This window comes from Bradyrhizobium manausense (genome assembly GCF_018130615.1).
Lineage (GTDB): Bacteria > Pseudomonadota > Alphaproteobacteria > Rhizobiales > Xanthobacteraceae > Bradyrhizobium > Bradyrhizobium manausense_A.
On record NZ_JAFCKB010000003.1, the window covers coordinates 52,942 to 72,912 of the forward strand.

Annotated in this window: 24 protein-coding genes and 1 riboswitch; of the genes, 11 read left to right on the forward strand and 13 right to left on the reverse strand. The window is 63.9% G+C overall.

The window, feature by feature from the left end; all coding sequences use genetic code 11:
- Positions 1-17 precede the first annotated feature (17 nt).
- Positions 18-1,121 (forward strand): extensin family protein, encoded by a 1,104-nt coding sequence (locus tag JQ587_RS06755; RefSeq protein ID WP_212424790.1) that lies wholly within the window; start codon positions 18-20, stop codon positions 1,119-1,121.
- A gap of 37 nt (positions 1,122-1,158) precedes the next feature.
- On the opposite strand, the gene JQ587_RS06760 is transcribed toward JQ587_RS06755, so the two are convergent.
- Positions 1,159-1,839, reverse strand: a complete 681-nt coding sequence (locus tag JQ587_RS06760; RefSeq protein WP_212297700.1) for a L,D-transpeptidase — start codon at positions 1,837-1,839, stop codon at positions 1,159-1,161.
- Positions 1,840-2,175: 336 nt separating this feature from the next.
- Here JQ587_RS06760 and JQ587_RS06765 point away from each other — a divergent pair, with 336 nt between their 5' ends.
- Positions 2,176-3,153: a magnesium transporter CorA family protein gene (locus JQ587_RS06765; RefSeq protein ID WP_212424791.1), complete on the forward strand. Its 978-nt coding sequence runs from the start codon at positions 2,176-2,178 to the stop codon at positions 3,151-3,153.
- A gap of 207 nt (positions 3,154-3,360) precedes the next feature.
- The gene (locus JQ587_RS06770) at positions 3,361-3,594 is read left to right on the forward strand and encodes a hypothetical protein (RefSeq protein WP_212297702.1); all 234 of its coding nucleotides are present in this window, start codon (positions 3,361-3,363) and stop codon (positions 3,592-3,594) included.
- Between the two features lie 83 nt (positions 3,595-3,677).
- Here the strand turns inward: JQ587_RS06770 and JQ587_RS06775 are convergent, their stop codons facing one another.
- From JQ587_RS06775 to pdxH, 3 genes are read right to left on the reverse strand one after another with little or no spacing between them, the layout of a single operon-like run.
- Positions 3,678-4,448 (reverse strand): class I SAM-dependent methyltransferase, encoded by a 771-nt coding sequence (locus JQ587_RS06775; RefSeq protein WP_212297703.1) that lies wholly within the window; start codon positions 4,446-4,448, stop codon positions 3,678-3,680.
- 27 nt (positions 4,449-4,475) lie between these two features.
- A complete protein-coding gene (locus tag JQ587_RS06780; RefSeq protein ID WP_212297704.1) occupies positions 4,476-5,228 on the reverse strand; it encodes an SDR family NAD(P)-dependent oxidoreductase in 753 nt (250 codons plus the stop codon).
- 38 nt (positions 5,229-5,266) lie between these two features.
- Positions 5,267-5,908: a pyridoxamine 5'-phosphate oxidase gene (gene pdxH, locus JQ587_RS06785; RefSeq protein WP_212297705.1), complete on the reverse strand. Its 642-nt coding sequence runs from the start codon at positions 5,906-5,908 to the stop codon at positions 5,267-5,269.
- Positions 5,909-6,021: 113 nt separating this feature from the next.
- Between pdxH and JQ587_RS06790 the strand changes: the two genes are divergently transcribed.
- Together JQ587_RS06790 and JQ587_RS06795 are read left to right on the forward strand one after the other, a co-directional pair.
- On the forward strand, positions 6,022-6,429 hold the full coding sequence (locus JQ587_RS06790) for an RT0821/Lpp0805 family surface protein (protein ID WP_212424792.1): 408 nt from the start codon (positions 6,022-6,024) through the stop codon (positions 6,427-6,429).
- Between the two features lie 109 nt (positions 6,430-6,538).
- A complete protein-coding gene (locus JQ587_RS06795) occupies positions 6,539-7,498 on the forward strand; it encodes a DnaJ C-terminal domain-containing protein (RefSeq protein WP_212424793.1) in 960 nt (319 codons plus the stop codon).
- A gap of 349 nt (positions 7,499-7,847) precedes the next feature.
- Here JQ587_RS06795 and JQ587_RS06800 read toward each other — a convergent pair whose 3' ends face one another.
- Entirely contained in the window at positions 7,848-8,621 is a 774-nt protein-coding gene (locus JQ587_RS06800; RefSeq protein ID WP_212424794.1) for an anti-sigma factor family protein, read from the reverse strand.
- Positions 8,622-8,721: 100 nt separating this feature from the next.
- Complete coding sequence (locus JQ587_RS06805; RefSeq protein WP_212297709.1) at positions 8,722-9,210, reverse strand: sigma-70 family RNA polymerase sigma factor; 489 nt, start codon at positions 9,208-9,210, stop codon at positions 8,722-8,724.
- A 172-nt stretch (positions 9,211-9,382) separates the two neighbouring features.
- Here JQ587_RS06805 and fabI point away from each other — a divergent pair, with 172 nt between their 5' ends.
- The 4 genes from fabI (at position 9,383) to JQ587_RS06825 (ending at position 13,341) form a co-directional block, all read left to right on the forward strand.
- Positions 9,383-10,216: an enoyl-ACP reductase FabI gene (gene fabI, locus JQ587_RS06810; RefSeq protein WP_212297710.1), complete on the forward strand. Its 834-nt coding sequence runs from the start codon at positions 9,383-9,385 to the stop codon at positions 10,214-10,216.
- Between the two features lie 12 nt (positions 10,217-10,228).
- A complete protein-coding gene (locus JQ587_RS06815; RefSeq protein ID WP_212424795.1) occupies positions 10,229-10,828 on the forward strand; it encodes a histidine phosphatase family protein in 600 nt (199 codons plus the stop codon).
- A gap of 158 nt (positions 10,829-10,986) precedes the next feature.
- Positions 10,987-12,075, forward strand: coding sequence for a chorismate synthase (gene aroC / locus JQ587_RS06820; RefSeq protein WP_212424796.1), 1,089 nt, complete (start codon positions 10,987-10,989; stop codon positions 12,073-12,075).
- A gap of 75 nt (positions 12,076-12,150) precedes the next feature.
- Complete coding sequence (locus tag JQ587_RS06825; RefSeq protein ID WP_212424797.1) at positions 12,151-13,341, forward strand: adenylate/guanylate cyclase domain-containing protein; 1,191 nt, start codon at positions 12,151-12,153, stop codon at positions 13,339-13,341.
- Between the two features lie 184 nt (positions 13,342-13,525).
- Here JQ587_RS06825 and clpS read toward each other — a convergent pair whose 3' ends face one another.
- Genes clpS through JQ587_RS06850 form a run of 5 tightly spaced genes read right to left on the reverse strand, consistent with a single transcriptional unit; the run spans position 13,526 to position 16,268 of the window.
- Positions 13,526-13,831: an ATP-dependent Clp protease adapter ClpS gene (gene clpS / locus JQ587_RS06830; RefSeq protein ID WP_148752581.1), complete on the reverse strand. Its 306-nt coding sequence runs from the start codon at positions 13,829-13,831 to the stop codon at positions 13,526-13,528.
- Positions 13,832-13,874: 43 nt separating this feature from the next.
- The gene (locus JQ587_RS06835) at positions 13,875-14,216 is read right to left on the reverse strand and encodes a DUF190 domain-containing protein (RefSeq protein WP_212424798.1); all 342 of its coding nucleotides are present in this window, start codon (positions 14,214-14,216) and stop codon (positions 13,875-13,877) included.
- 2 nt (positions 14,217-14,218) lie between these two features.
- Entirely contained in the window at positions 14,219-14,644 is a 426-nt protein-coding gene (gene crcB / locus JQ587_RS06840) for a fluoride efflux transporter CrcB (protein WP_212424799.1), read from the reverse strand.
- 6 nt (positions 14,645-14,650) lie between these two features.
- Positions 14,651-15,040 (reverse strand): fluoride efflux transporter CrcB, encoded by a 390-nt coding sequence (gene crcB, locus JQ587_RS06845; protein WP_433995236.1) that lies wholly within the window; start codon positions 15,038-15,040, stop codon positions 14,651-14,653.
- A gap of 16 nt (positions 15,041-15,056) precedes the next feature.
- Entirely contained in the window at positions 15,057-16,268 is a 1,212-nt protein-coding gene (locus JQ587_RS06850; protein ID WP_349629482.1) for an MFS transporter, read from the reverse strand.
- Between the two features lie 126 nt (positions 16,269-16,394).
- A riboswitch (Fluoride riboswitch) is annotated at positions 16,395-16,473 on the reverse strand.
- 252 nt (positions 16,474-16,725) lie between these two features.
- Between JQ587_RS06850 and JQ587_RS06855 the strand changes: the two genes are divergently transcribed.
- Both JQ587_RS06855 and JQ587_RS06860 read left to right on the forward strand, forming a co-directional pair.
- On the forward strand, positions 16,726-17,604 hold the full coding sequence (locus JQ587_RS06855; protein ID WP_212297716.1) for a DUF1194 domain-containing protein: 879 nt from the start codon (positions 16,726-16,728) through the stop codon (positions 17,602-17,604).
- A 165-nt stretch (positions 17,605-17,769) separates the two neighbouring features.
- The gene (locus JQ587_RS06860; protein WP_212297717.1) at positions 17,770-18,405 is read left to right on the forward strand and encodes a hypothetical protein; all 636 of its coding nucleotides are present in this window, start codon (positions 17,770-17,772) and stop codon (positions 18,403-18,405) included.
- 4 nt (positions 18,406-18,409) lie between these two features.
- Here the strand turns inward: JQ587_RS06860 and JQ587_RS06865 are convergent, their stop codons facing one another.
- A complete protein-coding gene (locus JQ587_RS06865; protein WP_212424800.1) occupies positions 18,410-18,559 on the reverse strand; it encodes a hypothetical protein in 150 nt (49 codons plus the stop codon).
- A 196-nt stretch (positions 18,560-18,755) separates the two neighbouring features.
- A complete protein-coding gene (locus JQ587_RS06870; RefSeq protein ID WP_212297719.1) occupies positions 18,756-19,814 on the reverse strand; it encodes a class I SAM-dependent methyltransferase in 1,059 nt (352 codons plus the stop codon).
- Positions 19,815-19,971: the final 157 nt, after the last annotated feature.

The window sequence follows — 19,971 nt, forward strand, 5'->3', positions numbered from 1 at the left end:
AGGGCCAAAGAATTGTCATGAGTTTTAGCCTGCCGGACTTTCGCCGCAAATGGTCTTGTCGCGGCAATATGTCCGCTGGCGCGGCAATGGTTACCGCTGGGCTCGGCCTGTCTCTCGTGCTGTTCGAGCCCGCCAATGCGCGAAACTATGCCGCGCCATTCGATATCTTTGGGCTTGGTACGCCACGGCCGCACCGAAGCGTTCATGCCACCAAGATACCGCTACCAAAACCTCGCCCTGACGAGGCTCCCAAGGCAACGGAGGAGGCCGCGCCGGAGGCTGACGGCAAGCCTTCCCCGGACAAGCCCAGCGCCACCAAGCCGGTCGAGGCTGCGCCACCGCCGGAGAAGCAGCTCTCTGCGTGCCGCGTCGCGCTGACCGAGGAGATTGCGGTTGCGCCGTCCATTCCCGATATCCGCGGCCCCGGCGCCTGCGGCGGAGAGGATCTGGTGCGGCTGGAAGCGATCGTCCTGCCGGACAGGCGCAAGGTTGCGGTGAAGCCGGCGGCGATCCTTCGCTGCACCATGGCATCAGCGATCGCCGATTGGGTGCGCACCGACATGGTGCCGCTGGCCGCGAGCCTCGGCTCGACCATCACCGACCTCGACAATTTCGACAGTTTTGAGTGCCGCGGCCGTAATCGTGTCGTCGGAGCAATGTTGTCGGAGCACGGCAAGGCCAACGCACTCGACGTGCGCTCGCTCAAGCTCGCCAACGGGCAGTCGATCGGCCTCACCGACCGCACCCTGTCCCGCGACGTCCGCGAGCGCGTGCTGCACTCGGTCTGCTCGCGTTTCTCCACTGTGCTCGGCCCGGGGTCGGACTGGTACCACGAGGACCACATCCACCTTGATCTGGCGCAGCGGCGCAACGACTACCGGATTTGTCAGTGGAGCGTCTGGGATTCCTTGCCCCAGGTCGCGCCTCTGCTGCCGGCCGAGCGCCCCGAGGAGGCGCCGCCGCGTGAGGTTGCGGCCAAGTCGGAGGGCGCCAATGATGGGGGCAAGGATCGGAGCAGGGATGGAGCCGACGATCAGGAGAGCGCGAAACCTGGCGCACCGGCAGACAAGCCCGCAGCCGCTCCCGGTAAGAGTAAGCCGGCAACAAAAAAGCGCCGGTGAGACCGGCGCTTTTCAAAATCATCAGGCCAAAGCTTCTTCAGTAAGAAGAGGAGTTGCCGCCGCCCTGGAGCGCGAGGCGCGAATTGTAGGGCGAGTCGCCGTGCTTCGGCTCGAGCACCACGACAATGGTGCCGACCTTGACGCGGCTGTAGAGATCGATCGCGTCCTCGTTGGTCAGGCGGATACAGCCCGACGAAATCGAGGCGCCGATATATTCCGGCTGGTTGGTACCGTGAATCCGGAACAGCGTGTCCTTGCCACCCGAATAGAGGTACATCGCGCGCGAGCCCATCGGATTGTCCGGACCCGGGGCGACATAAGTCGGCACGCCGAGGCGCGAAATCTCGCCAGGGGTGGGGTGCCAGGCCGGCCATTCGGTCATGCTGCCGACCTTGGCGATGCCGGACCAGGCCATGGCTTCTTCGCCGACGGTGATGCCGTAGCGAATCGCCTTGCCGCCATCCATCACGTAATAAAGGTAGTGGTTGTCGGAATCGACCACGATGGAACCCGGTGATTCCTTGCGGTGATAGTCGACGATGGCGCGACGGAACGGCTCTGCCACCGGCGTATTCTCATACCGGATCTTGGCAAGGAGCTCCTTGTCCTTCGGCTTGAAATTCTGGGTGTTGGTGGCTTCGTAATGCGTGGCCTGCATGCAGCCCGACAGCATGAAGCCGGCAGCCAAAACCCCCAACATAACTTTCAGCGACGACATGGTTTGGTTCCAATCAAAACAATACCGCGCAGGTCTTGAGCGTAGCACCCAAGGCCTTCGACTCCGTTGCTTTCATTATCGTTGAAATCCGCCACAATTCCAGCGTTTAGGGGCTTATCCCGCGCTGCGAGACCCAACCTGTGGCTTTTTTGCCGCAAGATTTGCGCGCTTGGGCTGATTCTTTGGCGCGAAAAGCACAGTTGTCGATTCCGCGCCACAGTTAGGCCACGTCGCCGCCACAAATGCAAATGCTCCGTTAATGTGGTTGTCATCATGAACTTGTCAGAATCGCGCTAAGGGCTGTCATTCTGTCGCAGCCCCTTCTTGGAGTTGTTCATGTTTTCTGTGTTCGTTCCCTCCGAGTCCTCCCTGAAGAAGGCCGTTGTCGACGATCTCGCGGCGGTACCGGAGCACGCGATATGGGTCGACCTGGTCAATCCGACCGCGGCGGAGGACAAGGCCGTGGAGCGGCTGTTGGGGATCGCGATCCCGACCCGGGAGGATATGCAGGAGATCGAGATCTCCAGCCGCCTCTATATCGAGAACAGCGCCCGCTACATGACCGCGACGCTGATGTGCCAGTCCGACACCGACATGCCCCGGACGACGGCGGTGACCTTCATCCTCGGCGACCACCGCCTGGTGACGGTGCGCTACGACCAACCCAAGCCGTTCGCCCTGGTCGAAGCCAAGCTGGCCCGTTCCTGTACCTCCGCAATTACCGGCGAGATGGTGCTGATGGAACTCCTGGACGCCGTGATCGACCGCTGCGCCGACATTCTGGAACGCTGTGGCATGGAGATCGACCAGGTCTCGCACGACATTTTCGAGCCCGAGAGCGAGCGCCATGGCCATGCCAAGCAATACTCGCAGATCCTGATCTCGATCGGCCGCAAGGGCGATTTGACCTCCAAGGTTCGCGAGAGCCTGGTGTCGATCGGCCGCGTCGTCACCTTCCTGTCGGCGGTGGTGGAGGGCGTGAAATGGTCGAAGGACATGCGCGAGCAGCTCAAGACCATGCAGCGCGACGTCGCCTCCTTGACCGACCACGCCTCCTACCTCTCCAGCAAGATCACCTTCGTGCTGGACGCCATGCTCGGCGTCGTCAATCTCGAGCAGAACAACATCATCAAGCTGTTTTCGGTCATGGCCGTTGTCCTGATGCCGCCGACGCTGATCGCCTCGATCTACGGCATGAACTTCAAGTCAATGCCGGAACTCGAATGGACGCACGGCTATCCGTTTGCGCTGGTGCTGATGGTGATCGCCGCCGTCGTCCCGTACTGGATCTTCAAGTTCAAGAAGTGGCTCTGAAACAGTCGCGCTCGTGGAAGATAGCTACCGAGACCTTACGCTGCTCGCACAGACAAGGCTGATGGTGTCGCAGAATAGATCGCCATTGCGGCTGCGCTGTGATGCGTGTGTCGTGCCCCAATTCCTCCGGTAAAATTTGAGCGGTGGGCTGAACGTTTGCGCGAAACTTGTCTGCGATAAACAACGGGTAAGCCGCGAGGAACAACCATGGTTGAAAAACACATAACGACGCCCCGCAACGTCATCGACCTGACGAGCTATCGTCAGATCGTGGCGAGCGGCAAGGCGCCGTCGTTGTCGGCTCGGATGTGCCGGCACTGTGGTGCTCCGCTGCTCGATGGCGAGAACGATGACGACTGCTCGACTGCATTCAACGCGGCCGCTCCAGGTGCTGCAACGTTGAGGCTGCGCGACCGGTCGCGCCGGATTCGCCTGGATTGAGGAGCGGAAGGAAGGGCGGGCGATCCAGTCTTGCGGCGGCGTTGTCTGGATCGCCTTGCTTTCCGCCTTCCGCGGCACGTCTCCTAGCGCTTCACGATCTGCGCCGTCGAGACGATGGTCTCGTCGATCACGCCGTCGCGGCCGAAGGATGCCAGATGGTTCTCGACATCCCGCAGCAACGCCTCGACATCGTCGCCCAACGCTTCCGGGGAGGACGACGAGTAAGTGAGCGTGCGTTGCGCCAGATCCTGCATGTTGACCGTGTGCCTGGTCTCGACCGTGACGAGCTCGGTGGGTGCAAAGGCGCTGCCGCGAAAGAACGCGGAAAGGTCGCGATGAGTCCGCGCGCCTTGACCGGCTTCCTCCCAGAGCTTCGCGGGTGACCAGCGGCGGCGGATCTCGTTGTAGCCGTCGAGCCAGGGGTTGCGGCCGTCGGTGACCGAGAACGAGGCGCAGATCAGAACGACGCCGTCGCGTGCGACCAGCCCGTCGAGCCGCGCGAGCGTCGCATCGCGATCCATCCAATGCAGCGCACGGCCGATCGTGACGATGTCGAACGTACCGATATCGGGAGGAAGCGATTCTGCCTTGCCTTCGATCAGCGTGAGCGCTTGCCTCGCGCGCACGGCCGCCTGTCGCGCGGCCTCGATCATCGCGGTTTCGGGATCGACGCCGACGATACGGCCAACGTAGGGCGCAAAGCCGAGCGCGAGCAGCCCGGGGCCGGTGCCCAGATCGATCAGGGCGCATCGTTCGGTGAGGCCGAGCTTCTGCGCGACGTTGCGAAAGAACACGCCCGGGTAGGGCGGCCGCAAGTGCTCATAAGTTGACGCCGTGCTCGCAAACCGGCCCATGCGTCATCCTCAATGCGTCACCTGGCCCTAGACGTGCTGGCCGCCGTTGATGTGGATCTCGGCGCCGTTGACGTAAGAGCTGGTGTCCGTGCACAGCACATAGATGATCTTGGCCACTTCGTCCGGCGTGCCGAGCCGATGCATCGGAATCTGCTGTTCGACGATCTTCTCGGTACCCGGCGACAGGATCGAGGTGTCGATCTCGCCCGGCGCGATCGCGTTGACGCGCACGCCGACGCGACCGAAATCCGAGGCCATCTCGCGCGTCAGTGATGCGAGCGCGGCCTTCGAGGTGGCGTAGGCGGCGCCCGCGAAGGGATGCACGCGCGAGCCCGCGATCGAGGTGACGTTCACGACCGATCCCTTGGCCGCCTTCAGCTCCGAGATTAAGCCGCGGGCGATCATGATCGGCGCGAAGAAGTTGACGTGGAAGACGTGCGTCCAGGTGTCGAGGTCGGTATCGACCGAGCCGAGCCTGGAGCCACCCGGGCCCTTGGGCGAGATCGCGGCGTTGTTGACCAGCGCGTGCAACGTGCCGCCTTCGAGGCGGTTGCGGATTTCGGAGATCGCCCGCGAAGTGTCCTGGGGATCGCCAAGGTCGACCTGGATGTGATCTTCGGGGCCCGCGTCCCACGGGCAATCCTCCGGGAAGGGATGCCGCGAGCAGGTGATGACGCGCCAGCCGGCCGACGAGAAGCGGATGACGGTGGCGTGGCCGATGCCGCGGCTCGCTCCGGTCAGGAGCAGCGTGCGGCGCGGCGCATTGGACGAATGCGGCATGGACATCTTTCAGGTCGGCCCAAAGATCGAGAGAAGGCTCAGGGGTACATCCGCGTCTTGGACCATGGCTGGCCGGCCGCGTCACGGCGAAATTCGATGCGGTCGTGCAGGCGGAATGGGCGGTCGTGCCAGAACTCGATCCGCGAGGGTGTGATGCGCCAGCCGCTCCAGCCCGGCGGCCGCGGCACGTCGCCGATGACGTGCTTGGCCGCGACCTTTGCGATGGCCTGCTCGAAGGCGAATCGGCTTTCGAGCGGCTGTGACTGCTTGCTGGCCCAGGCGCCGATCTGCGCCTGCTTCGGTCGCGTCGCGAAATAGGCATCAGCCTCGACATCGGTCACCGGCGTCACGTTGCCGCGGACGCGGACCTGACGGCGCAGCGACTTCCAATGAAAAAGTAAAGCCGCCTTAGGATTTGCGGCGAGTTCGCGGCCCTTCTGGCTGGCGATGTGGCTGTAGAAGACAAAACCCTCGGTATCGAAGCCTTTCATCAGCACCATGCGCACGTCGGGCAGGCCTTCCGGATCGACGGTTGCGAGCGCCATGGCGTTGGGATCGTTGGGCTCGCTCTTGATTGCCTCGTTCAGCCAGGCCTCGAACAGCGCAAAAGGCTCGTCGGCTGCAGTGAAATCACCGGATGTTAAGGGTGTCTGGTGTTTCATCGAGGTCGTGTCGGTCATGTCTGGAGTCCGAATTGCGTCCCGCGGCCCAAAGCGCGCTGTTGTCTGCTCTCGCTCTATATAGGGCATGGGGACGCGTTGGCCTATCGGCGATGCGGCCCTTGAGCATTGCCATGACGATGATTTTGATCGGGCTCGGCGCCGGCGGCTGCAGCATGTCCCGCACGGACACCAACGCCTACGCCAAGGCCGACGACAACGACCTCACCGGCTCGATCGCACAGCCAGCAAAGGGCGTGCCTCCAACCGAGACCGATCTCGCCTTCGCCCGCAACGCGGCGTCCGACGTGCTGAGCAGGGGCGACAAGGATGCCAGTCAGCACTGGGAGAATCCGGAAACCGGCGCGCGCGGCTCGGTGACGCCGATCGCGCGATCCTACGCCGCCGAGGATGGCCGCAAGTGCCGCGATTTCCTCGCGAGCTACGTCAACGGGACGACCGAAAGCTGGCTCCAGGGCGCCGGCTGCCAAAGCGGCCGTGGCCGTTGGGAGATTCATACGCTAAAGCCGTGGCGGAGCTAGGATTCGGTCAGCCTGGCTAGTTGCAAAAATGCCACGCCGACCCCACATGGATCGCAGGTGGGGCGGGGAGCCCTTTGAACATTTTGAATTCTTGAAGGAGACGTGACGGATGCGCGACCCCTATGAGGTCTTGGGGGTGCCGCGGAGCGCTAACGCTGCCGCGATCAAGAGCGCCTATCGCAAGCTGGCCAAGAAGCATCATCCCGACAGCAACAAGGGTGATCCCAAGGCCGCCGAGCGCTTCTCCGAGATCAATTCGGCTAACGAGATCATCGGCGACGAGGACAAGCGCAAGCAGTTCGATCGCGGCGAGATCGACGCCGAGGGCAAGCCGCGCTTCCAGGGCTTTCCCGGCGGCGGCGGGCCGCGCGGTCGCGCGGGTCCCGGCGGGTTCGAGAGCTACAGCTTTCGTGGCGGTGGCGCAGGCCCCGGCCAGGGCGCGGGCGCATTTGAGGACATTCTCAACAGCATGTTCGGCGGGGCGCGCGGCGCGCGGCCGGGTGCCGGCGGTGCTCAGTTTGAATTCGACACCGGTGGGATCGGGCTCGATCTCGACGTCAACGTCGCCATGTCGGTCTCGCTGGAAGAATCGGTCAAGGGCGGCGAGAAGCGCGTCCGGCTGCCGAATGGCAAGGAGCTCAACGTCAAGATTCCGGCGGGTGTCATCGAAGGCCAGCAGATCCGGCTGCGGGGCCAGGGTGAAACCGCGCAAGGCCATCCGCCTGGGGATCTCCTGATTACCATCAGCATCGCGCCGCATCCCTTCTTCAAGATAGAGGGTCCGGACTTGCGGATCGATCTCCCGGTCACGCTCTATGATGCTGTGCTCGGCGGCAAGGTTCGCGTGCCCACGCTCGGCAATGCCGTGGAACTCTCGGTCCCGAAAAACACCTCCAGCGGCCGAACCTTCCGCCTCAAAGGTAAGGGCTTGCCAAAATCTGGTGGAACCGGGGATCTCTTCGTCACCATCAGGATTATGCTACCGGACGGGAACGACGCCGAGCTTGAAGCATTGATGGAGAAGTGGCGGGACCAGCACCCCTACAATCCACGTAGCGGGCTCGGTTAGGGCGAGATCGAACTGAAGGGGGTCCTCCTAAAGGCCTAGAGCATCGTCCGGGAGATGATGCTCATCATATGCCTGAGGCGTGGTAGCGCTTCATGGGCTGGACGTGTCGACTGTCCGGCGGGGCAGCCGATAAAAAGGTGCGGCCTCGAGAGGGGGACCAGCGCGGTACCAAAAACCCCAATCGAGGCCGCCCGCGTCGATCGGCGGATCGAACGCTGCTCATATTCGCGTGAGCACCCGGTGCGATAATGAGACGCACACATGTCTTGATTCCAGATTTTCAATGACGGAATCGAGGCACCGCGCTGTTTGAAGGACGCCCAGCAAAGCTTGGGCTATGCGCGCTTGCTTAGCTGCCGTTTTTCTCGGCTTGGTCGTAGACCGCCTGCGCCACCTTGGTCAGGCGATCGCGGTCGGCGCCGCCGCCGCTGACGACGTAGCCGACACCGCGCTCGGCCCAGAACAGCGCCCCGTCCTTCTCCGTGTTTGCGTACCGCATTTGCGTCGCACCACTCTCGGTCTTGGCGGTGTAGATCGTATACCGCTCGCCCGAGGCGCCCTCATACATCAGAAACGAGGCCGGGCCGTTCGGTCCCGGCAAAAGCCGGCCGCCGACCAGCTTCAGCCCACTTCCTTCCAGATTGGGGGCGAACACCGTCCAGCCGCAGCGCCTGGTCAGCCAAGCCTGCAGATGGTCGCGCTCGTTGCCGCCGACCTCGACGGGATGGCGGACCTCGACGACATAGAGGCGGTGGGCGTCGAGCGCATCCGTCGTAAAGTTCTGGAAAGTCGAGGGAGCGTTGGCGGCGCCATGCGCCACCCAACCGGCCGTGCCGCCGGCGATGAAGGCGACCAGCGTAGCCGCAACCGCACCGTAGAGCCATTGCCGCGGACGGCGCTCCAGCCGTTCGAGCTCCAGCCGCGCCGGCACCGGCTCCTGGGCGACGCTGTCGTAGCGGGCGTGCAGCCTTTCGGCCATGGCGCGCCAGGACTGAACCCGCTCGGCATCGTCAGGGTGGGCTGCAAGCCACGCCTCGACGTCGGCGCCGCGCTCAGCCGGCAGCTCGCCGTCGACATAGGCGTGGAGCTCGTCCTCAGTCACTGAAATTCTCTGGTCGTTCATATCGGTCGTCTCTGGCTCTGCGGCCCAAAATATCGGTTCAACGGCGTTGCTTCTCGCTCCGTGCGGCGGACGCGGCGTGCGCGATGCATCAATCCTGCCATCATTTCACCCGCCTGAGCGCAGGGCGCTCACCCTCCAGCGACGCTTTAACGTGTGCGCGGGCGCGCGCCAGGCGGGACATGACGGTGCCGATCGGCACGCCCTGGATATCGGCGACCTCGCGGTAGCTCATGCCTTCCAGCATCACCAGCAGCAGCACCGAGCGTTGCTCCTCGACCAGCGTCGAGAGTGCCCGCTCGATGTCGCGTCCTTCGGCCTCCGTGCCACTGGCATCCGGATTGTTCTCAGTCAGCTGCATGAATTGCGGCCGTCTTGCCAGCGAGCGCCGCCGGTTCTTGTTGAGGTTGGTCAGGATCGTGTAGAGCCAGCTCCTGACGTCGCCTCCCAGAAACAAGCGCTCCGAACGCAACGCACGCACCAGCGTGTCCTGCACCAGATCGTCGGCCGCATCCGCATCGCGCGTGAGCGCGCGGGCGTAGCGGCGCAACGCCGGGATCATGGCCTCTACGCTCTGTCGAAACGCATTCATTGCCGTGCTGACGTCCTTCACATCAGGCGCGAGCGCCCATAGCGATCATAACACCCGAATGGAACGGCTATTCCGGCGCAGGAAACAGCGTTAACGCCGCGTATTAGGACTGTACCGCAGGGGAGGGCTGGTGTACCTCCAGACCTTAACGAGAGCTACAGGACGTGAGCAAATGGCGCAGAATTCAGGTCTGATGCAAGGACTGATGCAGGGCAAGCGCGGGGTGATCCTCGGCGTCGCCAACAACCGCTCGATCGCCTGGGGCATCGCCAAGGCATGCCAGGCGGCAGGCGCCGAGATCGCGCTCACCTACCAGGGCGATGCGCTGAAGAAGCGGGTCGAGCCGCTCGCCGCCGAGCTCGGCGCGCTCATGCTCGGCCATTGCGACGTCACCGATGCTTCGACCATCGATGCGGTGTTCGACGTGCTGAAGGAGAAGTGGGGCAAGATCGATTTCGTCGTGCACGCGATCGCGTTTGCCGACAAGGATCAGCTCGAGGGCCGCTACGTCGACACCACTGCGGACAATTTCTCCAAGTCGATGCTGATCTCCTGCTACTCGCTGACTGCGATCGCGCAGCGCGCCGAGAAGCTGATGACCGACGGCGGTTCGATCGTCACGCTGAGCTATTACGGCTCCGAGAAGTGGATGCCGAACTACAACGTCATGGGCGTTGCCAAGGCGGCGCTGGAGGCCAGCGTGCGCTATCTGGCCGCCGATCTCGGCGAGAAGGCAATCCGCGTCAACGCGATCTCGGCGGGACCGATCAAGACGCTGGCATTCGCCGGCATCGCCGATTCACGCCTCCTGCTGAAATACAACGAGCTCAACGCGCCGCTGCGGCGTAACGTGACGATCGAGGAGGTCGGTGACAGCGCACTGTATTTCCTCTCCGACCTGGGGCGTGGCGTCACCGGCGAAGTGCATCACGTCGATGCCGGCTACCACGTGCTCGGCATGAAGCGGCCCGACGCGCCGGATGTCTCGCTCGGCGGGAAAGACTAGTCATCACCTGGAATGCCCGTGCCCACGATCTACTATCTTCGCCACGGCGAGACCGAGTGGAATGCGCTCGGCAGGCTCCAGGGCACCAAGGACATTCCGCTGAACGCGCGCGGCCGCGGCCAGGCGGTGCAGGCAGGCCTCATCCTCGCCGATCTCCTCAAGCGCGACGGGCGCGACAAGGCGGCGCTGCCCTATGTGTCGAGCCCGCTCGGCCGTGCACGCCAGACCATGGAGCTGGCGCGCGGCAAGCTAGAACTGCCGATCGCGGATTATGCGCTGGACGACCGCCTGCGGGAGATCGGCTATGGCGTCTGGGAAGGGCTGACGCTGGCCGAGAGCGAGGCGAAGGATCCCGAGATCTATGCCAGGCGTCTTGCCGACAAATGGTCGGTGGGGCCCGCGGGCGCGGAGACCTATGCCGACGTCCAGGTTCGTGTGCGCGCCTGGTATGACGAGCTTCGGACCGACACCGTCGCGGTCGCCCATGGCGGCACCTGCCGGGCGCTAATGGTCTCGCTCGGCCTGGAGACGCCGCTCAGCGCCGCCGAGCTCTATATCGAGCAGGGCGCGGTTTACGTGTTCCGCGACGGCCGGCTGGACAAGTATAGCTAGGCTCACTCACCGTCATTCCGGGGCGGTGCGCAGCACCGAACCCGGAATCTCGAGATTCCGGGTCTGGTCCCTCGGACCATCCCGGAATGACAGTGCATGGGTTTGACCCCCGGCCCCCCGCGCGTTACCACACGCCGGAACCAAGCCAGCGAGCAGCAATGTCCTTCAACACCTTCGGCCACATGTTCCGCGTCACCACCTTCGGCGAGAGCCACGGCGTGGCGATTGGCTGCGTGGTCGACGGCTGCCCGCCGATGATCCCGCTCACCGAGGCCGACATCCAGCTGGATCTCGACCGCCGCAAGCCGGGCCAGTCGCGCTTCACCACCCAGCGACAGGAGCCGGATCAGGTCAAGATCCTGTCCGGCGTGATGGCGCATCCCGAGACCGGCGTGCAGGTGACGACGGGCACGCCGATCGGGCTCCTGATCGAGAACACCGACCAGCGCTCGAAGGACTATTCCGAGATCAAGGACAAGTTTCGTCCGGGCCATGCCGACTTCACCTATGAGGCAAAGTACGGCCTGCGCGACTATCGCGGTGGCGGCCGCTCCTCGGCGCGCGAGACCGCGATGCGCGTCGCCGCCGGCGCGATCGCACGAAAGGTGCTGCCCGACGTCAAGGTGCGCGGCGCGCTGGTGCAGATCGGCCCGCACAAGATCGACCGCGCGAAGTGGGACTGGGACGAGATTGCGAAAAATCCGTTCTTCTGTCCGGACAAGGACAAGGCCGCGTTCTTCGAGACCTATCTCGACGGCATCCGCAAGAGCGGCTCCTCGATCGGCGCTGTGCTCGAAATCGTCGCCGAGGGCGTGCCGGCCGGACTCGGCGCCCCGATCTACGCCAAACTCGATTCCGATCTGGCCGGCGCCATGATGACTATCAACGCCGTGAAGGGCGTCGAGATCGGCGCCGGTTTCGGCGCGGCGGAGCTCACCGGTGAAGAGAACGCCGACGAGATGCGCACCGGCAATGACGGCACGCGCTTCCTGTCCAACCACGCTGGCGGCGTTCTGGGCGGCATCTCCACGGGACAGCCGATCGTGGTGCGTTTCGCGGTGAAGCCGACCTCGTCGATCCTCCAGCCGCGTCTCACCGTCGATCGCAAGGGCGCCGACACCGAGATCTTCACCAAGGGCCGCCACGATCCCTGCGTCGGCATCCGCGCCGTCCCCGTCGGCGAAGCCATGATGGCCTGTGTGTTGGCCGACCACTTCCTGCGCGACCGCGGACAGGTGGGGCGCTAACCCGACGTCTTCATGTCACGGTACTAGCCCACCGCGCAGCTTGACGATTCCACAACTTCATCGGCAAATGCGGGCATGGACAGCTCCGGGCTCCAACATGTCTTGAATTGGCTGATCGACGGGGCGAGGACCTCGGGGACCTCGGCCGACATGGTCGCCGCTGTCTGTGAACAGCTGGTCGACGCCGGCCTGCCGCTGTCGCGCTTCGGTCTCTTCATCCGCACGCTGCATCCGGAAATCTTCGGCCGCAACTTCATCTGGCGGCAGGGCCAGAAGGTCGAGATGGGCACCGTCGATTTCGATATCCTGGATTCACCCGAATTCGCGCAGAGCCCGCTTCGTATCGTGTTCGAACAGGGGACCGAGGTGCGCGGCCGCATGGACGATCCCGACAGCAGGCGGTTTCCGTTCCTCGACGACATGCGCGCCGAAGGCGTGACCGACTACATCGCGGTGCCGATGCCGTTTCTCGATGGCTCGATTCATGCCACGAGTTGGGTCACGCGCCAACCCGGCGGTTTCAGCGACGACGACGTCGCGGCGATCAGGATGATCATGGCGCCGCTCGCGCGCGTCAACGAGATCGTCAGCCTGCGCCGCACCGCCGAGATGCTGCTCGACACCTATGTCGGCAACCGCGCCGGCGCGCGCATCCTCGGCGGCCAGATCCGCCGCGGCCACAACGACACCATGCAGGCCGCGATCTGGCTGTCGGATCTGCGCGGCTTCACTGCGTTGTCGGACCGGCTGCCGGCCGAGACGGTGGTCGAGATCCTCAACCATTATTTCGATTGCCAGGTCACGGCGATCCGCGGCCATGGCGGCGAGGTGCTGAAATTCATGGGCGACGGATTGCTCGCGGTGTTCCCGATCGATGAATATATCGGCGATGCCGCGCATGTCTGCACGCGCGTGCTGGAAGCCGCGCGCGAATCCCGCGCCAGCGTCGAGGCGCTCGCCTTTCCGGTCGGCGACGTCATCGAGCGCTTCCGCTTCGGCGTCGCGCTGCATGTCGGCAATATCCTCTACGGCAATATCGGCGGCGGCAACCGGCTCGACTTCACCTGCATCGGCCCGGCCGTCAATCTCGCAGCCCGGCTGGAGAAGATCGCAGGCCGCCTGGGGCGGACCGTCGTGGTGTCCGAGGGCTTTGCAAATGTCTGCCGCGAGGGCTGGCGCGAACTCGGCGACTTTCCAATCGCGGGATTTTCCAAGGCCCAGCGCGTCTACGGGCTGGCCGAGGAGACGCCAGCGGTAATGGCGTGAAGCAGCGGGCTCACTCATGACCGTCGAATTCCGCCAGATCGGGCTCGCCGACGCAGACGCCTTCCGTGCGGCCGTCGACGTCGTCGCCCGCGAGCGAAAATACATCGCGCTTGTGGAGGCGACGGCATCTGCCACGACGAAATCATCATGGCACGGCTCTAGGATCAACTCGAGGCCGCGCGGCCTATTCCTCCGGCTCCGTCGTGAACAGCAGCGGATAGCCCTTGGTACGGGCGGCGTCGGTGGCACGCGTCGCCTTGGTTTCGGCGACGTCCTTGGTGAAGACGGCGACGACGCAGGCGCCGAGCTTGTGTGCGGTGATCATCACCTTGTAGGCCTGATCCTCGGTCATGCGGAACTCGGCCTTCAGGATCATGGTGACGAACTCACGCGGGGTGTAGTCGTCGTTGATCAGGATGACCTTGTGCAGCTTCGGCCGCTCGACCTTGGTTCTGGTCCTGGTTTTCGGCGTGGTGACGGTGTCGTTCATTCCGCCTCCTGGACACGGCGGGTCGGGTTCCCAGCCGGAGCGATCAGCTCACGGTCTTCGTACCATATTGCAGGACCTGCACCTTCTCCAAGGTGATCAGGCCGCTCGACATCATGCCGTCCAGGATGGGCAGGAATGCGTTGATGTTGTCCTCGCTGTCGACGATTTCGATCAACAGCGGCAGGTCTTCCGAGAGCCGCAGGATCTTCGAGGTGTGCAGCCGGCTCGACTTGCCGAATCCCATCGGGCCGCGCAGCACGGTGGCACCCGCAAGGTGGCGCTCGCGCGCCGTCATCACGATGGCTTCATAGAGCGGCTTGCCGTCGAAATGGTCGCTCTCGCCGATGAAGATCCGCAGCGAAACGGCCTGATTGGGGATCTGCATGGTCAACTCCTGGTCAGACGGTTGTAGCGGCTCGCGATCATATGCCCTGCCCATACCGACGCCAGCCAGCAGGCGACGGACGCCGCGACATAGGCGAGCGCGGTATATTTCATGCCGCCGTGAAACAGGCGGAAAGTCTCCAGGCTAAAGGTCGAGAAGGTGGTGTAGCCGCCGCAGAAGCCGGTCATGACAAACTGCCGGTGCTCTGGGCGCGCCAGTATGCGGCCGTCGGGGCCGGTCAGCGTTGCGTAGAAGCCGATGATCAGCGAGCCCGTCGCATTGATGAACAACGTCGCGAAGGGAAAGCCAGGACCGGTATCGAGGGCGAGTCCGACCAGATAACGCGTCAGCCCGCCGACGATGCTGCCGGCGGCAACCCAGGCATAGAGCATCGCCGTGCGCCAGCGATCCGCAGAGGGGGAGGTCATCTGCCGCTAGCCTCCCAGACGGTCCGCAAGGAGGAAGCCGCAGCTCACAGCGGCGAGGCACAGTCCGACGGAGAATGCGACATTGCCGAGTGCGTGCACCGGCTCACCGTTACGGGCGAGTGTCAGCGTTTGCAGGCTGAACGAGGACACTGTGGTGTAGCAGCCCAGGAAGCCCGTCACCGCGAACAGCCACGGATTGGGCGCGGCGAACGCGGAGCCGGGATGGGTCGCGAGCGCACCGAAGATGCCGATCAGGAAGGCGCCGGTGACGTTGATCGTCATGGTGCCCCAGGGAAACGTCTCGCCCAGCCGCCGCGCGATCGCGCCGGAGATGAAATAGCGGGCACAGCCTCCCAGCACGCTGCCGACGATGATTGCGATTGCTCCGCTCAGCACGATGAACAGCTCCCCATCATCCCTTGTCCTCCACCGTCAAGCCGTTGCCGATGGCGAGTAGTCCCACGAGCGCGGCCAGTGCGAAGCCGAGCCCGGCGAGGAACGTTCCCGTAGGACCATAGGCGTCCCACAGGGCGCCGGCGATGACGCTCGCAGCCAGCATCGCAAGGCCCGTGAAGAGATTGAAATAGCCGAACGCGGTGCCGCGCAGGCTTGACGGTGCAGCATCTGCGACCAGGGCCGAGAGCAAGCCTTGGGTCAGTCCCATATGCAGCCCCCACAGCACGACGCCGAGCGCGAGGCCGGACAGACTCGGCAGCAGCGCGAGAGCAAGATCGGCGCCGTCGAGAACGACGAGGCCGAGGGCGAGCAGGGCGGTCCGGTTGATCCGGTCCGACAGCGCGCCGGCCGGATAGGCCGAGAGCGCATAGGTGATGTTCATCAGCACCAGCACCGCCGGCACCCACATCGCATTGAGGCCGATGTTCTGGGCGCGCAGGATCAGAAAGGCCTCGCTGAAACGGGCGAGCGTGAAGACCACGCCGATTGTGACGACGCGCCAGTACACGGAGCCGAGCTGGCGCATCGCAGCGCCGTTGAGCGGATTCTTCGCAGGCGCCCGGTCCGGATCCGGCTCCGGCTCGTGGACTGCGAACGTGATCAGCCCGAAGGACAGGAACGCCGGTACCACGGCGACCCAGAACACGGCGACAAAATGATCCGCCGTCCACCACATCAGGCCGATCGCGACGAGTGGTCCGACGAAGGCGCCGATCGTGTCGAGCGACTGCCGCAGGCCAAAGCTCGCGCCGCGCAGGCCGGCCGGCGAGATGTCGGCGATCAGTGCATCGCGCGGCGCGCCGCGAATGCCCTTGCCGACGCGATCGATGAAGCGCGCCGCGACCAGCCAGCCGACGCTGGGGGCGAGCGGGAACAGCGGCTTGGTCAGGGCGGCGAGGCCATAGCCGAGGGCGGCGAGAAGCTTGCGCCGGCCGAGCCAGTCCGACAATGCTCCGGAGAAGATCTTGGTGATCGCGGCGGTTGCCTCTGCGATGCCTTCGATGAAGCCGACGGTGAGCGTCGAGGCACCGAGCACGGTGACCAGATACACCGGCAGCAGCGCGTGGATCATCTCCGAAGAGACGTCCATCAGCATCGAGACGAAGCCGAGCACCCAGATCCCACTGGGCAGCTTGGTGCGTGCGGCAGCATTCGGTGTGGTCGTCACGTCGTCGCCTTCACGTCCTGGACATCCTCTTGGCTTTCCTCCTGGCCTTCGCTTTCAGGCAACAAAAAACCCGCCATCGGCGGGTTGGTCCATGCTCCCGCCAAAGGCAGAGGCCGAATTGCCTCTCCTCGAGCAGGAGTCATCAGCCCACCACAGTCATTCGACCGCCGGGCGGTTGTCGGGGGACTCCATCCCCATCTGTGCGGTCAACCTAGCATGGAAATCGCCGGGAACAAGTGGGTGGGGCGTGCTGTCCCGCCGCTTGAATGCGTGGGGACGCAAGCGTGGCGACATCGCGGCGGTTTCGCGCTGGCGTACGACAACCCAACTCGCAAACCTTGAACCTGCAAATCTCTACCCTGCAAATCTCTAACCGGAATGTGAAGCGCAAGCGATCTTCGTGCTTTGCGGCAGGGAGTTTGCATGTCACCATCGCGTCATACGACGGGAGGCTGCGATGCGCTTGCTGTTCTCGATCGGGGCTGTGCTGGTGGCCGGCGTGCTTGCCGGAGGGGACGTCGCGGGCATTGCGGCACCAAGTCCTAAATTTGAACCGCCGAAATTTGAACCGTCACGACATCAACCGCAGCGGCTGGCGGCCGACAATGATGCGCAGTCGGTCGATGTCGAGCTGGTCCTCGCGGTCGACGTCTCCTACTCCATGGACATGGACGAGCTCGCGATCCAGCGCGAGGGGTACGCGCAGGCAATCCAGTCAAAGGATTTCTTGCAGGCGCTGAAGGCCGGTCCCAACGGCAGGATCGCGGTGACCTATTTCGAATGGGCTGCGTCCTCCGACCAGAAAATCATCATCCCCTGGCGCCTCATCGACGGACCGGAGACGGCGGACGCGGTCTCGGCCGAGATCATGAAGACGCCGATCCGTCGGGCTTCGCGTACCTCGATCTCCGGTGCGATCGGATTTGCGATGCCGCTGTTCGATGAAAATCCCTATCGCGGGCTTCGTCGCGTCATCGATATTTCCGGCGACGGTCCCAACAACAACGGCGGCCCGGTCACCCTGGCGCGCGATGCCGCGCTCGAGAAGGGCATCGTCATCAACGGCCTGCCGATCATGGTCAAGGAGCCGTCCTATTCGACCATGGATATCGACAATCTCGACTACTACTACGAGGATTGCGTCATTGGCGGTCCCGGCTCCTTCGTGATCCCGATCAAGGATCGCGAGAAGTTCAAGGAGGCGATCCGCACCAAGCTGCTGATGGAAGTCGCCGGCCGCACACCCGAGCGTCCGGTGGTGCGCGTGGCGGACAAGGAGCCGCGTGTGAGCTGCACGATCGGCGAGAAGATCTGGTCGGATCGCTGGGGCCGATGACGGCCAAGCCCGACGAGACCATTTACCTCATCGTGTCAGGCGCTTGAAATTAACCGCTCGTTAACTGTGGCGTGGTCCTAATCGATATGTGTCTGAATGTGTCTGACGGCGCCTGCCGTTGCGCGAAAGCAGGCGAATTCGCCGGGCCATTCACCGAGCAAGCTCATGGCCATCGTCACGCAAAGCACAAGCCAGATATCCCCCGCCAATGAGCGGATGTATCACCAAAGCGCTCTGCTCGGTGAGTGGAAGGGCAATTGGGCGGGCAACAACCAGCCGGTCGGCTTCAAGGTCGTCAACATCCGTGGCAGCCGCGCCCAGGTGGAGTACACCCACAATGGGCACACCGAACGTGGTTTTGCCCAGGTCAGCGGCGCGCTTATCACGTTCGGTTCTGTCACGGTCGGCACCAAGGACGGCAAGAACCTCGTGCTCTTGTTCTCCGCGGGCGGCGCCGGCAAGCAGACCGCGACGCTCGAGAAGCAGGCGCCGCCAGCCTCCGACAGCCGGCTCATGGGAAGCTGGGGCGGCTATTCCAGCGACAACGGCAAGAGCGCGAGCTTCAAGGTGCTCTCCGTCAACGGCAATGAAGCGCAGGTCAGCGTCACCACCGACGGCACGACCCGGCAGGGCACCGGCATCGTCTACAAGAACGTCATCATGTTCGGACAGGCGCAGATCGCGACGGACGACGGACAGAACGGCAAAGTCATCTACCAGGTTGGCACCAAGTCCTTCATGGTCCCGGTGACGAAATATCCGCCGGCCGACTCGTCGTCCTCGGTGGATAGGACGGCTTAACCGCTCACTGTTGTGTTGCGCCCGACTGCGTCAGCGCCTGCAATTGCCAGTCGATCTCCCGCGACATGTCGCAGGCGAGCGCAAGCGCGCCTGCGCCAACCAGCCGCCAGATCTCTTTTGCCTGCTCGGCCAGGTGCGGATTCTTCAGCGGCAAGTGCGCGGCTTCCAGCAGTGCTCCCTTTTCATTGATGAGATAGCGTTCGTTCCGCGCGAACAGGACCTGCGCGGCGCAGGATCGCGATTATGGCATGCGCGACTTCGACGCGGTCGATGCTGACGGCAATCAGCTCACCTTCGGCATGGGAACGGACGCCGCGACCTGACTTATCGGCCGCGGCGCCCGGTGAAGATCAGATCCGTGCCTCAAGGATGAGGTTGAACGGTGTTTCCGCGGCACGACGGAAGCGCGACAAGCCGCCTTCGCTTGCGACCTTGCGCAGCCTTGCCTCGCCGGCTTGCGCGCCGAGCGCGAGGCCCACCTCCTGATCGAGCGAGGCTGGCGTGCAGATCATGGTCGATGCTGCGTAATAGACGCGTCCAACCGGATTGAGATTATCTTCCAGGCGGTCGCCCGCGAACGGCTCGACCAGCATGCAGGTGCCATCCTTCGCCATGCTCTGACGCACGTGGTTGATGGCGCCGACGGGATCGCCCATGTCGTGCAGACAATCGAAGAAGCAGACGAGATCATAACCCTCGGCCGGATAGGTCTTGGCGGAGTGAACCGCGAAACTCACGCGATCGCCGAGCTTGGCCTCGGCTGCCGCCTTGCGGGCCGCATCGATAGAGCCCTCGTGATAGTCGAAGCCATAAAAGCGTGAATTCGGGAAGGCCTCCGCCATCAGCCGCGTCGAGACGCCGTGGCCGCAGCCGACGTCGGCGACCTTGGCACCGCGCTTCAGCTTGTCGACGACACCGTCGAGTGCAGGTAGCCACTCTTGCACCAGATGATGCATATAGCCCGTGCGGAAGAAACGGGCAGTGCCACAGAACAGGCATTCGCTGCGCCGGTTCCAGCCGACGCCCTTGCCGGACTTGAAGGCGTCCGTGATCTTCGGCTCGTCTAGAAACGCTGCGGCAATGACGTTGCCGACCGCGCCGAGAAAGACCGGGCTGTCCGCATCGGCGAGCGCCATCGCTTGCTCCGGCAGCATCGAGAATTTTCCTGAACCGGCATCGTATTCGACGTAGCCGGATGCCGCCTGGCTCGACAGCCACTCGCGGACATAGCGTTCCGTCGTTCCGGTGGCCTTTGCCAGCTCGGCGGAGTTCATCGGCCCCTTGGCGGCGAGGGCGCGGTAGAGGCCGAGCTTGTCGCCCAGGAGGAGGAGCGATGCGTTCATCGCTGCCCCGACCTCGGTGATCATCTTGCCCATAAAAGCGTTCAACCTGTCGGAATTGACCTCCATGACAGCCTCCATCCAATGTCAGGCATTTTCAAAGGTCTGCGCAATTGCGCGTGTTCGGACCGCGCCAGGCCTTTTGCGGTCAAAAACCGCGGCCTGAACTTGCGCGTCCTCTCAATGGGTCAATCCGCCACGGAGGAGGTTCAAAGCGTCAGACGGA

Coding starts and splice junctions, on each gene's coding strand:
- JQ587_RS06780 (WP_212297704.1), bottom strand. CDS start 5,228: ATGCCGCATTCGTCCAATGCGCCGCGCCGCACGCTGCTCCTGACCGGA.
- JQ587_RS06805 (WP_212297709.1), bottom strand. CDS start 9,210: ATGAATGCGTTTCGACAGAGCGTAGAGGCCATGATCCCGGCGTTGCGC.
- JQ587_RS06790 (WP_212424792.1), top strand. CDS start 6,022: ATGACGATGATTTTGATCGGGCTCGGCGCCGGCGGCTGCAGCATGTCC.
- pdxH (WP_212297705.1), bottom strand. CDS start 5,908: ATGACCGACACGACCTCGATGAAACACCAGACACCCTTAACATCCGGT.
- JQ587_RS06755 (WP_212424790.1), top strand. CDS start 18: ATGAGTTTTAGCCTGCCGGACTTTCGCCGCAAATGGTCTTGTCGCGGC.
- JQ587_RS06835 (WP_212424798.1), bottom strand. CDS start 14,216: ATGCAGATCCCCAATCAGGCCGTTTCGCTGCGGATCTTCATCGGCGAG.
- JQ587_RS06825 (WP_212424797.1), top strand. CDS start 12,151: ATGGACAGCTCCGGGCTCCAACATGTCTTGAATTGGCTGATCGACGGG.
- JQ587_RS06855 (WP_212297716.1), top strand. CDS start 16,726: ATGCGCTTGCTGTTCTCGATCGGGGCTGTGCTGGTGGCCGGCGTGCTT.
- aroC (WP_212424796.1), top strand. CDS start 10,987: ATGTCCTTCAACACCTTCGGCCACATGTTCCGCGTCACCACCTTCGGC.
- clpS (WP_148752581.1), bottom strand. CDS start 13,831: ATGAACGACACCGTCACCACGCCGAAAACCAGGACCAGAACCAAGGTC.
- crcB (WP_212424799.1), bottom strand. CDS start 14,644: ATGACCTCCCCCTCTGCGGATCGCTGGCGCACGGCGATGCTCTATGCC.
- JQ587_RS06870 (WP_212297719.1), bottom strand. CDS start 19,814: ATGGAGGTCAATTCCGACAGGTTGAACGCTTTTATGGGCAAGATGATC.
- JQ587_RS06860 (WP_212297717.1), top strand. CDS start 17,770: ATGGCCATCGTCACGCAAAGCACAAGCCAGATATCCCCCGCCAATGAG.
- JQ587_RS06765 (WP_212424791.1), top strand. CDS start 2,176: ATGTTTTCTGTGTTCGTTCCCTCCGAGTCCTCCCTGAAGAAGGCCGTT.
- fabI (WP_212297710.1), top strand. CDS start 9,383: ATGGCGCAGAATTCAGGTCTGATGCAAGGACTGATGCAGGGCAAGCGC.
- JQ587_RS06770 (WP_212297702.1), top strand. CDS start 3,361: ATGGTTGAAAAACACATAACGACGCCCCGCAACGTCATCGACCTGACG.
- JQ587_RS06800 (WP_212424794.1), bottom strand. CDS start 8,621: ATGAACGACCAGAGAATTTCAGTGACTGAGGACGAGCTCCACGCCTAT.
- JQ587_RS06795 (WP_212424793.1), top strand. CDS start 6,539: ATGCGCGACCCCTATGAGGTCTTGGGGGTGCCGCGGAGCGCTAACGCT.
- JQ587_RS06760 (WP_212297700.1), bottom strand. CDS start 1,839: ATGTCGTCGCTGAAAGTTATGTTGGGGGTTTTGGCTGCCGGCTTCATG.
- JQ587_RS06775 (WP_212297703.1), bottom strand. CDS start 4,448: ATGGGCCGGTTTGCGAGCACGGCGTCAACTTATGAGCACTTGCGGCCG.
- JQ587_RS06815 (WP_212424795.1), top strand. CDS start 10,229: ATGCCCGTGCCCACGATCTACTATCTTCGCCACGGCGAGACCGAGTGG.